11 protein-coding genes and 2 pseudogenes are annotated in these 14,188 nt (G+C 63.5%); 11 read left to right on the forward strand and 2 right to left on the reverse strand.

All coding sequences use genetic code 11. From position 1 onward, the window contains the following. Nucleotide 1: 1 nt before the first annotated feature. On the reverse strand, nt 2–1,732 hold the full coding sequence (locus IVB22_RS19805; protein ID WP_247518962.1) for an iron ABC transporter permease: 1,731 nt from the start codon (nt 1,730–1,732) through the stop codon (nt 2–4). 285 nt (nt 1,733–2,017) lie between these two features. Here IVB22_RS19805 and IVB22_RS19810 point away from each other — a divergent pair, with 285 nt between their 5' ends. From IVB22_RS19810 to soxA, 9 genes and pseudogenes are all read left to right on the forward strand, one after another. Next, entirely contained in the window at nt 2,018–3,412 is a 1,395-nt protein-coding gene (locus tag IVB22_RS19810; protein ID WP_247518963.1) for an MFS transporter, read from the forward strand. 154 nt (nt 3,413–3,566) lie between these two features. Beyond that, entirely contained in the window at nt 3,567–4,016 is a 450-nt protein-coding gene (locus IVB22_RS19815) for a (2Fe-2S)-binding protein (protein WP_247518964.1), read from the forward strand. 10 nt (nt 4,017–4,026) lie between these two features. Next, nucleotides 4,027–6,212 (forward strand): annotated as a pseudogene (locus tag IVB22_RS19820) (molybdopterin cofactor-binding domain-containing protein). A gap of 53 nt (nt 6,213–6,265) precedes the next feature. Next, complete coding sequence (locus tag IVB22_RS19825; RefSeq protein WP_247518965.1) at nt 6,266–6,562, forward strand: cytochrome C; 297 nt, start codon at nt 6,266–6,268, stop codon at nt 6,560–6,562. 13 nt (nt 6,563–6,575) lie between these two features. Further along, nucleotides 6,576–7,856, forward strand: a complete 1,281-nt coding sequence (locus IVB22_RS19830; protein ID WP_247518966.1) for an NAD(P)/FAD-dependent oxidoreductase — start codon at nt 6,576–6,578, stop codon at nt 7,854–7,856. Beyond that, nucleotides 7,849–8,307: a sulfur oxidation c-type cytochrome SoxX gene (soxX, locus tag IVB22_RS19835; protein WP_374207569.1), complete on the forward strand. Its 459-nt coding sequence runs from the start codon at nt 7,849–7,851 to the stop codon at nt 8,305–8,307. The genes IVB22_RS19830 and soxX overlap by 8 nt, the downstream gene beginning before the upstream one ends. A gap of 9 nt (nt 8,308–8,316) precedes the next feature. After that, complete coding sequence (locus IVB22_RS19840) at nt 8,317–8,796, forward strand: SoxY-related AACIE arm protein (RefSeq protein ID WP_247518967.1); 480 nt, start codon at nt 8,317–8,319, stop codon at nt 8,794–8,796. Beyond that, nucleotides 8,796–9,116 (forward strand): thiosulfate oxidation carrier complex protein SoxZ, encoded by a 321-nt coding sequence (gene soxZ / locus IVB22_RS19845; RefSeq protein WP_247518968.1) that lies wholly within the window; start codon nt 8,796–8,798, stop codon nt 9,114–9,116. The genes IVB22_RS19840 and soxZ overlap by 1 nt, the downstream gene beginning before the upstream one ends. Then, entirely contained in the window at nt 9,113–9,886 is a 774-nt protein-coding gene (gene soxA, locus IVB22_RS19850) for a sulfur oxidation c-type cytochrome SoxA (protein WP_247518969.1), read from the forward strand. Before soxZ ends, soxA begins: the two co-directional genes overlap by 4 nt. Before the next feature lie 11 nt (nt 9,887–9,897). Here the strand turns inward: soxA and IVB22_RS19855 are convergent. Next, nucleotides 9,898–10,663 (reverse strand): annotated as a pseudogene (locus IVB22_RS19855) (ferredoxin--NADP reductase). 145 nt (nt 10,664–10,808) lie between these two features. Here IVB22_RS19855 and IVB22_RS19860 point away from each other — a divergent pair. Further along, complete coding sequence (locus tag IVB22_RS19860) at nt 10,809–12,008, forward strand: amidohydrolase family protein (protein ID WP_247518970.1); 1,200 nt, start codon at nt 10,809–10,811, stop codon at nt 12,006–12,008. A gap of 545 nt (nt 12,009–12,553) precedes the next feature. Continuing rightward, nucleotides 12,554–14,170 (forward strand): SUMF1/EgtB/PvdO family nonheme iron enzyme, encoded by a 1,617-nt coding sequence (locus tag IVB22_RS19865; protein WP_247518993.1) that lies wholly within the window; start codon nt 12,554–12,556, stop codon nt 14,168–14,170. The last annotated feature ends 18 nt before the right edge of the window (nt 14,171–14,188 follow it).

Genomic DNA, 14,188 nt, shown 5'->3' on the forward strand with positions numbered 1-14,188 from the left:
GTTATCCGGTTCGGGCGACACTGCTCTGCGCCGCACCACGCGACAGCCAATTGGCGCCGCCGATGAGAACGCCGAGCAGAACGGTTTGCACCAGGCTGAACGCGGCGGTCTTGCCGAGGTTTCCGCCTTCGTAATAGTCGAGCAACAGCACCGACATCACCATGGTGTTGCTGGTGTAGAGGAACAGCGACGAGCCGAGTTCCCGGATCGCGAGCACGAACAACAGCGTCATCGAGGCGACCACGCCCGGCCGCGCCAGCGGCAGCACGATCGTCCTGATGGTGCCCAGCACACCCTTGCCGCAGACCCAGGCCGCTTCCTCGAGTTCGCGATGAATCTGCAGGAACGAGGTCGACAACGACTTGACCGTATCCGGCATGAAGCGCGCGATGAACGCCAGCGCCAGGATCCAGATCGTGCCGTAGAGACCGCCTGGAATGCCGATCCATGCCCAGAGATAGGCGACGCCGACCACAAGGCCGGGGATCGCGACCGGCAGGGTCGAAATCACGTCGATCCAGCGCCGGCCCGTCACCTGGGTGCGGTGAATAGTGTAGCCGATGGCAAACGCGAGCGCGCCGCCGACCACAGCGGTGATGATGCCGACCTCGACCGAGTTATAGATCGAGCGCATGGTCAGCGGATTGTCGAAGATGCTGTGGAAATGCATCAGGGAATACTGCCTGGCATCGAACAGGCTGCTGACGTCGCGGATGAACATGAATTTTCGAAATGCCGCGACAATAAGCGCGAGCAACGGCAGCACCACCACGACCAGGAGATAGACGACGCCAAGGCCGAAGGTGAACCAGCGCCAGCGCCCGAGATCCAGGCTGCGCGGACGGAACGCCTTGCCGGCGACGGTAGTATAGCTTCGGCCGCTCAGCACCTTGTGCTGCAGGAACACGAGCAGGCCGGTGACGACCATCAGGATGATCGCGACCGCAGCGGCGGTGTTGTAGAGCGGCGGCGACCAGTTGGTGAGCTTGAAAATATAGGTCGTCAGCACGGCAAGGTTGGTCGGCGCGCCCAGAACCGCCGGAATGCCGTAGATGCCGAGCATCACGATGAACGACAGCAGCATGCCCGAGACGATCGCTGGCATGATCAGCGGAAACGTCACCGTGAACAGTGTCGCGAACGCGCTGGCGCCGGAAATCTCGGCGGCCTCCTCCAGGCTCGGATCCATGTTGCGCAGCGCTGAAGCGGTGAACATATAGACATACGGCGCGTAGTAGATGCCGAACACGAACACCAGGCCCCACATCGAATAGAAATCGACGCGCCAGTCCAGCCCGATCCATTTGAACATGGTGTTGATCAGGCCCGTTTTAGGCGAGCCGAGGATCGCCCATGCGACGCCCGCGACCAGCGGCGGCGCGAACAGCGGCAGAATACTGGCTGCCGCGATAACCCCCTTGAACGGCGTATTGGTGCGGACGACGATCCAGGAGAACAACAGTCCGATCACAACCGCGATCAGGGTGCCGCCGCCGCAGGCGATCAGCGTGTTCGCCAGCGCCTCGGCGACATTCGGGTTCGCCAGTACGGTGAGAAAGTTCGTGACCGAGAGGTGACTGAGCGAGATGCCCTCGACCACCGGATTGGTGTCGGTGAGCGCGCCGAGCAGCAGCATCAGGATCGGATAGATGACGAGAAAGCCGAGGATCGCCAGCAGGAGCGTCACCCACGAGCCGGCCCACGCGCGCTGCCCCTCACTGGCGCTACGCATGACTTCGCTGCGCCGGCTCACCTGTCCGTTCAACGCGCTTCCCCTCGCCGGTGACCGTCTTTTTATGGAATTGCGGTCGCGATGCGCGGGAAGCCTAGTCGATTGCCCGGCGCGCGGAAAGGTATCCGAAAGTCGGCGCGCGGATATGGCGCGGGAGCCACTTTTTCCGACACCGACAGTTGCTTCGCATACGCATCATGCAGCGGCGTGCCTGTGGCCCGTGCAGCGTCCGTAGTACACGCCGCAAAGGGCGCGACCGCCCCCCGGCGTGGAGAGCCCGACCTGATGTCACTGGATACGACCGCAAAGCCACCCGCCCCTGCGCCGATCGACGGCCTGCCCCCGGAACTCCGGCGCTGGGCGGTCGCGGCGATCTTTACCGCGCTGGCGCTAGCCTCGCTGGATACGGCGATCGCCAACGTTGCGCTACCCGCCATCGCCGCCGATCTCCACGTCAGCCCGGCCGACGTGGTCTGGGTGGTCAACATCTATCAGATCGCGCTGGTTGCGACGCTGCTGCCGCTCGGCGCGCTCGGCGAAATCGTCGGCCATCAGCGAATCTATATCGGCGGCCTCGTGCTGTTCACGCTGGCCTCGCTCGGCTGCGCCTTGGCATGGTCGCTGCCCAGCCTGACGGCTGCCCGCGCACTGCAGGGGTTAGGCGCCAGCGGCATCATGAGCGTGAACGCGGCGCTGGTCCGCTTCGTCTACCCGACTCATATGCTCGGCCGCGGCTTCGGCCACAACGCGCTGGTGGTCGGAACGGCGTTCACGTTCGGCCCGACGATTGCCTCCGCGATCCTTGCGATCGGTACATGGCCGTGGCTGTTCGCGATCAATATCCCCTTCGGGATGATCGCAATCTGGATCGGCCTGAAGACCTTGCCGAAAACGCCGCGCGCCAAGCACGCGTTCGACTTTGCGAGCGCAGCGCTGACCGCAAGCTGCCTCGGACTCTTCATTATCGGCATCGGCAGCGCGGCGCATCAGGCGCCTCCCGCCCTGGTCGGTCTGGCGCTTGGCGCTGCATTGCTGCTCGGCTGGATCATGATGCGCCGAGATGCGGACCATCCGGCGCCGATGTTGCCGATCGACCTGTTCCGGCGGCCGATGTTCGCGCTGTCGGCGGCCACGTCGGTCTGTGCATTCGCGGTGCAGGGATTGGCCTTCGTCTCGCTGCCCTTCTACTTCGAGGATGTGCTGCACCGGTCGCAGGTGGAGACCGGCTTCTTCATGACGCCCTGGCCGCTGGTGGTGGCGATCATGGCGCCGATCGGAGGCCGCCTGTCCGACCGCTATCCTGTCGGCATCCTCGGCGGCATTGGTCTGGTGCTGCTCGGCATTGGCATGGCGCTGCTCGCGACGCTGCCGCCGGACCCCAGCATCGCCAACATCGTCTGGCGCACCGTGATTTGCGGGATCGGATTCGGATTCTTTCAAACGCCTAATTTGCGGGCACTGATGTCGAGCGCACCGCCACATCGCAGTGGAAGCGCGAGCGGCATCGTCGCGACCGCCCGGCTGACCGGACAGACGCTCGGCGCTGCGCTCGCGGCCCTGTGCTTTGCCCTCGCCGGCCACCACGGCGCGACGGTGGCGTTGATGCTCGGTGCCGGATTTGCCGCGCTCGGAAGCCTGATGAGTTTCCTGCGCCTGGCTGTGGGCGCAGAACGGACATGACAGCCATGACGATTCCGCAAGGCCCCGTAACACCGGCGGATCAAATTTCTTCCGGCTCGCAAGCGCGCTTTTTCTTGATTTGAACTATTCCAAGTTGCAGGCCATCTTCCCGCACGCAGCTCACTCGGTGGATTGAGCGAACAGGGGATACGCGATGGCAAACCTCACAATTAACGGCAAATCAATCAGCGTGGACGTCGAAGACGACACGCCGCTTCTTTGGGCAATCCGGGAGAACGTCGGGCTGACCGGCACCAAATACGGGTGCGGCATTGCACTATGCGGCGCCTGCACCGTGCATGTCGACGGGGTCGCGATGCGCTCCTGCGGCGTCACGGTCAGCGAAGCCGTCGGCAAGCAGATCACCACGATCGAAGGTCTCGCCAGCAATGGCGCGCTGCACAAGGTGCAGCAGGCCTGGGTGGCCAACGACGTTCCGCAATGCGGTTACTGCCAGGCCGGCATGATCATGGCGGTCGCAGCGCTTCTCAACGAGAAGCCGAAGCCGACCGACCAGGACATCAACGAGGCCATCACCAATATCTGCCGATGCGGGACCTTCCAGCAGGTCCGCGAGGCGATCCACGCCGCCGCGAACGCTTGAGGAGGACGCCATGAACAAGCACGTCATGCCTAAACTCACTCGCCGCGGCTTCGTGATCGGCACGGCTGCCGCCGGCGCCGGTCTCGCGATCGGCCTCGATATTCCCTTCGGCGGACCAACCGTGGTTCGCGCCGCCGACGGCTCGCCCGAAGTCAATGTCTGGGTGGTGATCCGCCCCGACAACACGACCGTGGTTCGCATTGCCCGCTCGGAGATGGGACAGGGCTCCCTCACCGGCCTCGCCCAGCTCGTCGCCGAAGAACTCGAATGCGACTGGTCGAAGGTCGTCACCGAATATCCGACACCGGGTCAAAGTGTCGCACGCAAGCGCGCGTGGGGCGATTTCTCGACCGGCGGCAGCCGCGGCATCCGGTCCAGCCAGGACTATGTCCGCAAGGGCGGCGCCACCGCGCGCGTGATGCTGGTGCAGGCGGCCGCGAACGAGTGGAAGGTGCCGGCCTCGGAATGCACCGCCGCCAACAGCGTCATCACCCATACGCCGTCCGGCAAGACCACGACCTACGGCAAGGTGGTTGAAGCCGCGGCGAAGCTCGAGCCGCCGGCCGAGGTGAAGCTGAAAGATCCCAAGGACTGGAAGATCATTGGCAAGGGCGTGAAGCGGCTCGACACTGTCGACAAGACGACGGGTGCGATGATCTATGGCTCCGACGTCAAGCTGCCCGGCATGCTCAACGCCACGATCAAGGATTGCCCCGTGTTCGGCGGCAAGCTGAAGAGCTACGACGAAGCCAAAATCATGGGCATGAAGGGCGTCAAGAAGGTCGTGCGCGTCAGCGACAGCAGTGTCGCCGTCGTTGCCGATACGTGGTGGCACGCCAAGACCGCGCTCGATGCGCTGCCGATCGTCTGGGACGAAGGCGAGAACGCAAAAGTCTCCAGCGAGTCGATCGCAAAGTGGCTGGCCGAAGGTCTCGACAACGCGCAGCCGGCCTACATCGGCAACCAGAACGGCGACGCCAAGGCCGCGATTGCTGGCGCCGTCAAGAAGGTCGAAGCGGTCTACAACTATCCCTACCAGAACCATGCGCCCATGGAGCCGATGAACGCCACGGCGCTCTATACACCGGACAAATGCGAGGTCTGGTGCGGTACACAGAACGGCGAAGCGGCGTTCGCCGCCACCATGGAAGCCTCAGGCCTGCCGGCCGAAAAATGCGAGGTACACAAGCTTATCCTCGGCGGCGGCTTCGGCCGTCGCGGCATGACTGACTACGTCCGGCAGGCGGTTCTGATCGCCAAGGAGATGCCGGGAACGCCGGTCAAGCTGCTGTGGTCACGCGAAGAGGACATGGCGCAAGGCAAGTTTCATCCGGTCACGCAATGCAAAATGACCGGGGCCTTCGATGCCGACAACAATCTCACGGCGCTGCACGTGAGATTGTCCGGTCAATCGATCCTGTACACGGTGCGTCCGGCGGCGCTGGTGAACGGCATGGATACGGCCGCGTTCCAGGGCCTCAGTCCTTCCGGCGACGCCGCGATCGGCTACTCCGTGCCGAACCTGCTGGTCGAGCATTCCATGCGCAACCCCACGTTCCGCCCGGCTTCTGGCGCGGCGTGAACGTGAACCAGAACGCGATCTACATGGAATGCTTCATGGATGAGCTGGCGCTGTCGGTCGGCCAGGATCCGGTGGAATTCCGTCGCAAGCTGATGAGCAAGCACCCGAAGCATCTTGCCGTGCTCAACGCCGTGGCCGAGAAGATCGGATGGGGCACGCCCGCGCCGCAAGGCGTCTATCGCGGGATTGCGCAGGTGATGGGCTATGGCAGCTATGTCGCGGGTGCCGCCGAAATCTCCGTCACCGAAGGCAGCAAGATCAAGGTGCATCGTATCGTCGCCTCGACCGATCCCGGCTACGTCGTCAACCCGGCGCAGGTCGAGCGGCAGATCGCGGGGTCCTTTGTCTATGGCCTGTCCGCCCTGTTCTATGGCGGCTGCACGGTGAAGGACGGCAAGATCGAGCAGACCAACTTCGACACCTACAACTCGATGCGGATTGCCGAGATGCCGAAGGTGGAATGCGTCATGGTGCCGAGCGGCGGCTTCTGGGGCGGCGTCGGAGAGCCGACGATCGGTGTTGCCGCGCCAGCGGTGCTGAACGCCTATTTCGCGGCAACCGGAAAACGCATACGCTCGGTGCCGCTGAAGGACCAGAACATCACCTTTGCCTGACAACGGCCAGCGGCGGCCCTAGGGCCGCCGCTCCACCATCCGGAGATGCGCTGATGAAAACATTGTCTGTCATCCTCGGGATTGCAACGATTGTGGCATCGGGCCTGCCGGTGCTGGCGGCTTCCCCACCTCCGCCTGGCGCGGCATCCTGCTCCGGCTGTCACGCCGCCGGCGCAACGGTGACCTCGTCTATTTCGCGGCTGTACGGCCGCGACGCCGGCGAGATCACGACCGCAATGGCTGGATTTCGCGACGGCTCGCTTCCCGCCACCGTGATGAACCGCATTGCCAAAGGCTTCTCCGACGACGAGTTGCGCGCGATTGCGACGTGGCTCGCGGCACAGAAATAATGGGAGCACCGGCATGGGTGTAAACCATCGCATGAGCCGCCGGGCGTTTTGTGGCGCCGGCGCGGCCACCGTAACGGCACTGACGTTTCCCCTGCCCGCGTTCGCGCAATCCGCGGCACGTGTCGTCGTGATCGGCGGCGGCTTCGGCGGCGCGAGTTGTGCCCGCGCGCTGAAACAGATCGACCCGAAATTGCAGGTCACGCTGGTTGAGCCGAACAAGACCTTCATCGCCTGCCCGTTCAGCAACAACGTCATTGCCGGGCTGCGTTCGATCGAGCAGCAACAATTCGGCTATGACAAGTTCTCCGCCACCGGCGTGACCGTGGTGGCGCAGGCGGCAACGGCCGTCAATGCAGCGGCGCGGACCATAGGCCTCGCCGACGGCACCTCGCTATCCTACGACCGGCTGGTGCTGTCTCCCGGCATCGATCTGCGTTTCGACGCGCTGCAGGGCTACGACGAAGCCGCCGCGGCGAAGATGCCGCACGCCTGGAAAGCCGGCGAACAAACGCTGCTGCTGCGCAAACAGCTCGAAGCCATGGACGATGGCGGCCTGGTGGTGATCGCGGCGCCCGCCAATCCCTTCCGTTGCCCGCCGGGCCCATATGAGCGCGCCTGCCTGATTGCGCATTATCTGAAAACCAAAAAGCCGCGTTCGAAGCTGCTCATCCTCGACGCAAAGGACACGTTCTCCAAGCAGCGCCTGTTCCAGAACGCCTGGAAAGAGCTTTATCCGGGAATGGTCGAATGGATATCGCTGTCGCAGGGCGGCAAGGTGAACGCCGTCGACCCCGCGACCAACACGCTGATCACCGATTTTGGCAACCACACCGCCAAGGTTGCCAATGTCATTCCGCCGCAGCGGGCCGGCCGCATCGCCACTATCGCAGGCGCGACCGACAATACCGGCTGGTGCGCGATCGATCCCGTCACCTTCGAATCCAAATCGGTGCCGAACATCCATGTCATCGGCGATGCCTGTCTTGCCGGCGCCATGCCAAAATCCGCATTCACGGCGAATGCGCAGGCCAAGGTTTGCGCGGCCGCCATTGCCACGCTGCTGTCGGGTGGATCGCCGGCCACGCCGAAACTGATCAACACCTGCTACAGTCTGGCGGCGCCCGATTATGGCATCTCGGTTGCCGGCGTGTACCAACCGAAGAACGGATTGCTGGCCGATGTCGAAGGCGCCGGCGGCGTCAGTCCGGTGGATGTACCTCGCGATTTCCGCGCGCGCGAAGCCGACTATGCGCAAGCCTGGTTCGCGACCATCACGGCGGAAGTCTTTGGCTAGAGAAGGATTTCGCATATCGGCACCGCTCCTTGCCGGAGCGCTGCTTGCCCTGCCTGGCGGCGTCGCCGCGCAGGACCTTCGCAGCTATGCCGTCGTCGGAGATGCCATTCCGCGCTCACTAACGGGCGCGGTTGGCGATGCGGCGCGCGGGCGCGCCCTTGTCGTCGAACGTTCCAGCACTTGCATCCTCTGCCACAGCGGCCCATTTCCCGAGCAGAAATTCCAGGGCGACCTGGCGCCTGATCTTTCCGGTTCCGGCAGCCACGCGTCCGAGGGCCAGCTTCGGCTCCGGCTGGTGGACGCGTCCCGTCTCAATGCCGCGACCATCATGCCGTCCTATTACCGCGTGGACGGCCTCGATCGCGTCGGGACGCTGTGGCGTGGCAAGCCGATCCTGTCGGCCGAACAGATCGAGGATATCGTGGCGTATCTCGTAAGCTTGCGCGAATAGGAAGAAGCGATGCACCGACCACCTGATACATCACGCCGCCAGTTCCTCGGCCTCGCCGGCGGCGCAGCCGTGCTCGGCACGCTCCCCGTCGTGATTGTTCGTTCCGCGGAGGCGACGCCCGCGATGCTGGCCTCCGCCATCCAGAATGTCACCGGCGGCGCGGCGGTGCAGACCGGCAAGGTCAAGCTCGACATCCCGCCGCTGGTCGAGAATGGCAACACGGTACCGATGACGGTGAGCGTCAACCACCCGATGGCCCCGGAGGATCACGTCCGGAGCATTCATGTCTTCAACGAGAAGAACCCGCAGCCGAACTTCGCCAATTTCCATCTCGGCCCGCATAACGGCCGCGCGCAGGTTTCGACCCGCGTCCGTCTCGCCGACAGCCAGAAGATCGTCGCGATCGCAAGGCTCTCGGACGGGTCGTTCTGGTCGGCCAGTGTCGACGTCGTGGTGACGCTGGCAGCCTGCACGGAGGATGTGATCTGATGGCCTCGGCACTGATCAACGTTCCAGCGAAAGCCAAACGCGGCGATATCATCGAGATCAAGACGCTGATGTCGCACATCATGGAAACCGGCTATCGCCATACGGCTGCAGGCGAAGTCGTTCCGCGCGACATCATCACGAGCTTTACGTGCCGCTTCAACGGCGCCGAGATTTTCCGCGCCGACCTGTTTCCGGCGATATCAGCTAACCCCTTCATCACCTTCTTCACCACCGCGACCGAGAGCGGCAAGTTCGACTTCGAATGGACCGGCGACCAGGGGTTTTCCGAAACCGCGTCGGCGTCGATCACGGTCGAATGAGATTTGCCGGCGCCATAGCCGCTGTGCTGCTGATCGCGAACACTGGTTTCGCCGCCGCAATCCCGCAAGCCGACCGCCGCTCCGGCTACGACTTCATGAAGCCGGACACCAAAGCGATGCAGGATGAGGATACCGCCAATCCCGGCATGCTCTGGGTGCTCGACGGCGAGGCGCTTTGGAAGCGCAAGGCTGGCACTGCCAACAAGGCCTGCGCCGATTGCCACAGCGATGCCCGCACCAGCATGAAGGGGGTAGCCGCCCGCTACCCCGCCTTCGACAAGGCAACCGGCCGTCCCCTCGATCTGGAGCAGCGCATCAATTCGTGCCGCACCAACCAACAGCAGGCGACGCCGCTGCCCTTCGAGAGCCGCGAGCTACTGGCGCTCACGGCCTTTGTCGCGCGGCAGTCGCAAGGCGTACCAATCGAAACCGGCGCCGACCCGCAGCTCGTGCCGTTCATCGCCAAGGGGCACGAGCTTTACATGCAGCGGCAAGGGCAGCTCAATCTCAGCTGCGCCAATTGCCATGACGACAACTGGGATAAGCGGCTCGCCGGCTCGGCGATCACGCAGGGACACCCGACCGGATATCCGCTCTACCGGCTGGAATGGCAGTCGCTGGGATCGCTGCAGCGTCGCCTGCGCGCCTGCATCACGGGCATAAGGGCGCAGGCCTATGATTACGGCGCGCCGGAACTGGTCGAGCTTGAACTGTATTTGATGTCGCGCGCCCGCGGCATGCCGCTGGAGGCACCGGCGGTGCGGCCCTAAGCAGTTGACGTTCAGCGCTCCGCGAACGCCTTCTCGACCACGAACTGCGCGGCCTCGCCGTGATTGCCCTCGACAAAGCCTTTGCCGTTGAGCAATGCCCGCGTGTCCGTCACCAGCGCCGGGCTGCCGCAGATCATGACGCGGTCATGGGCGGGATCGAGCGAGTCGAGACCAATGTCAGCGAAGAGCCTACCTGACGTAATCAGGTCGGTGATGCGGCCGCGGTTGCGGAAGGGATCGCGCGTCACGGTCGGGTAATAGACCAGCTGGTTGCGAACGTATTCACCGATCAGCTCGTCGTTCGGCAGCTTCTCGGTGATCATCTCGCCATACGCGAGCTCGGCGACAGCCGTGCAGCAGCACCACCTTCTCGAAACGCTCATAGGTCTCGGGATCCTTGATCACGGAAAGAAACGGCGCCAGCCCGGTGCCGGTGCCGATCAGATAGAGGTTGCGGCCGTCTTCGAGGTTGTCGATGACCAGTGTGCCGGTCGCCTTGCGGCTGACGATGATCTCGTCGCCCTGCTTTAAGTGCTGGAGGCGCGAGGTCAGCGGTCCGTCCGCCACCTTGATCGAGAAGAATTCGAGCCGGTCCTCGTAATTGGCGCTGGCGACCGAGTAGGCGCGCAGCAACGGCTTCTCGCCGACCTTCAGCCCGATCATGGTGAACTCGCCGTTGCGGAAACGGAACGAGGGATCGCGCGTGGTGGTGAAGCTGAACAGCGTATCGGTCCAGTGATGGACGCTCAGCACGCTTTCCTGATTGAAATTGCTCATCGCACCGTTCCCTGACCTGCAAGCCGGATTGACCGGTTCAATCATTCGTATACGATCGTTCGTATACAAATGAATAATCCAGCTTGATCCGATCGTCAAGCCGGGCAGAATGTCCAGCGAAGGCATTGAACCAAAAGGAAAAACCATGGCCCACGATGCACCCCAGGCGACCGGCCCGAGCAAGCTGGTGATCCGCAATATCGGGCTGCTGCTGTCGGGGGCCCTGGAGAAGCCGATCCTGGACGGCGACACGATCGTGGCCGAGAACGGCAGGATCACTGCGATCGGCCGCTTCAAGGACGTCAACACCGAGGGCGCCACCACCGTCGTCGACGCCAACGGCACCACCGTCGCGCCCGGCCTGATCGACAGCCATGTCCATCCCGTCGCCGGCGACTGGACGCCGCGGCAGAACCAGACCAACTGGATCGACAGCTACCTCCACGGCGGCGTCACCACCATGATCTCCGCCGGTGAGGTGCATATGCCCGGCCGCCCCCGCGACGTCGTCGGCCTGAAGGCGATGGCGATCTTCGCGCAGCGCGCATTCTGGACGCTCCGCCCTGGCGGCGTGAAGGTGCATGCCGGCGCGCCGGTGATCGAATGCGAGATGGTCGAGGACGATTTCAAGGAGCTGGCCGCGGCTGGCGTCAAACTGCTTGGCGAAGTCGGCCTCGGCGGCGTCAAGGACGGCCCGACCGCGCGGAAAATGGTGGGATGGGCGCGCAAGTATGGAATCCAGAGCACCATCCACACCGGCGGACCTTCAATTCCCGGATCCGGCCTGATCGACAAGGACGTCGTGCTGGAAGCCGATACTGACGTGGTCGGCCACATCAATGGTGGCCACACGGCCCTGCCCGACGACCAGATCCGCTGCATCTGCGAGGGCTGCAAGCGCGGGCTGGAGCTGGTTCACAACGGCAACGAGCGCTCGGCGCTGTTCACGCTGCGCATCGCGCGCGAGATGGGCGACCTCAACCGCGTCATCCTCGGCACCGATGCGCCGGCAGGCTCCGGCGTGCAGCCGCTCGGCATCTTGCGGATGGTGTCGATGCTGTCATCGCTCGGCGATCTGCCCGCCGAACTCGCCTTCTGCCTTGCCACCGGCAACACCGCCCGCATGCGCGAGCTCGACTGCGGCATCATCGAAGTCGGCCGCTCAGCAGACTTCGTCCTGATGGACAAGGCGCAGCATTCGCCCGGCAAGAACATCCTTGAAAGCGTGCAGCTCGGTGATCTCCCCGGCATCGGCATGACCATCATCGACGGCATCGTCCGCACCCAGCGCAGCCGCAACACGCCGCCGGCCGGGAAAGTGCCGGAGATCATCATCGGGCATTGATGCCGACACGGGCCAGCCTGGCCGGCTCTGCCGCATCGGACTGTCAGCCATGGCCCCGCATGCCTCCGAGCTCGGGTCCGGGGCAGCCGATTCCCGACGGCAGCGAAATCCGCTATCGCGCCAAATGGCCGGAACGGGATTGAGCCATGCAAGCGCGAGGCAATCATCCACCTCTTCCTTGAAAACCGGCCTGCTGTTGAGATGCATTAGCTGAGCAATCCAACTGGCGGACGCTCGCCAGTGGAACTTAACTCGCCGCGTTACTCGCCCGTGTGCACGTAATTGCGAGGGTAATGGCCGGCCGGTTGATGCCCGGCCAGCTCGTTTGTCGGTATTCAGGTCTGAAGTTCAAATCCGGAATCTATATGATCTGGATCACACTCATTCTCACATTCTCATGCTCTCATGGCCCCCATTGCCCGTACCAGCCGGCGTGGAACCCGAGCACGCCTGCTTTGCGGCGAGCAGCCAGCATGGTACGCTGTGAGTGCTGGAAAGATTGCTTGCCTTACACTGTGTTAGCAGTTTGGGAGCCAATCCGAGCCATGGCCCAGATTCGTGACATCAAGTCTGGCCGCGTTGGAGAGCCTCCGCGCGAGCCAACGCCGCGGCGTCTTGCGGCCATCGTCGCAGGCGATATTTCCGGCTACAGCCGACTGATGCAGATCGACGAGGAAGGGACGCACAACCGCGTCAAGCGGCTCGAGCGCGACCTCATCGAACCCACCATCAGAGAACACCACGGCAGGCTCGTCAAAACCACAGGCGACGGCTTCATCGCCATTTTCGACAGCCCCGTAGAGGCCGTCCGATCCAGCATCGTGATCCAGCAAAATGTGGTTGGACGCAACGCATCGCTGCCCAAGCATCACTGGATCGAATATCGGATTGGCGTCAATCTTGGCGACGTCATCATCGAAACCGACGACGTATATGGCGACGGCGTCAATATTGCGACGCGGCTGGAGGGCATAGCCCATCCCGGCGAAGTCTATATCTCCGGCGGCATCTACGAACAGATAAAGCATAAGCTGGTTTGCGGATACGAGTCGCTCGGCGACCGAAAGGTCAAGAACATCACCGAGCCTGTCCGGGTCTACCGCGTGCTTCCCGATCCCTCCGCCCTGCACGAACGTCGGAACTGGCGCGAACGTATCCTGGCCCTCCTTCTCATTCTTGCATTACTGATCATTGCGGGCGGCACTCTCTGGTACACGCTGGGGCAGCCTCGCAAGGCGACAGAACAGGCGGCAGCTCCCGTTTCATCTCCGGCTGAAGCGCCGAAGGCGCCTGCGCCTGCCGCAAAACAACGAGCGACGCCGCAACCCTCGCCTTCCGTGGCGCCAACTCAACAACAGGCGGCACCTCAGCCTGAGCTGTCTCCAGCACCCAAACCTGCCCCCTCTCCGGCACCCCAACAGGCCGCTCCGCTACCGCCGCCCGCCGCGCCCGCGGGTCAACCAACCACGCAGGCGGCTGCGTCAATTCGAGAACCCGAGATGGTCTCGCTTCGGGGCGGCAGCTTCGCGATGGGCAGCAACGAGGACGCTTCGGAAAAGCCGGTCCGTCAGGTAACGGTCAAGCCCTTTGCGATGGGGAAATTTCCTGTCTCGGTGGGGGAATGGAACGCATGCGCTGCCGCAAAGGCATGCGGGTTTACGGCGAGCGGAAAAGACGATGCGCCTGTTGGAAACGTAAGCTGGAGCGACGCAAAGCAGTACGTCGCCTGGCTCGCCGAAACCACCCGCAAGCCGTATCGACTGCCGAGCGAAGCCGAATGGGAATATGCAGCGCGCGGCGGCACGCAGACCAAATTTTGGTGGGGCGATCAATTCCAGCCCGGCATGGTCAATTGCAAGAACTGCAGCGACATTCCGGCCATCGATCAGCCGGTGAAGGTTGGCAGTCTGAAGCCAAATCCTTTTGGGCTGTTCGATATGGGCGGCGCCGTCGATCAATGGGTCGAAGACTGCTGGCACAGAAATTATCAGGGCGCGCCCTCAGACGGGTCAGCATGGGTCGAGAATGCATGTTCCTCGCACGTCATCCGTTCCGGCTCCTGGAGGAAAGACTCGGCCTATGCCCGGACATCAAACCGCGGCAGCTATGACACCAACGTGCGATATCCCACCCATGGGTTCCGCGTCGCACTATCCCCCTAAGGAGCGCTGAGAGGCAGT

The organism is Bradyrhizobium sp. 190 (assembly GCF_023073415.1).
Classification (GTDB): Bacteria; Pseudomonadota; Alphaproteobacteria; order Rhizobiales; family Xanthobacteraceae; genus Bradyrhizobium.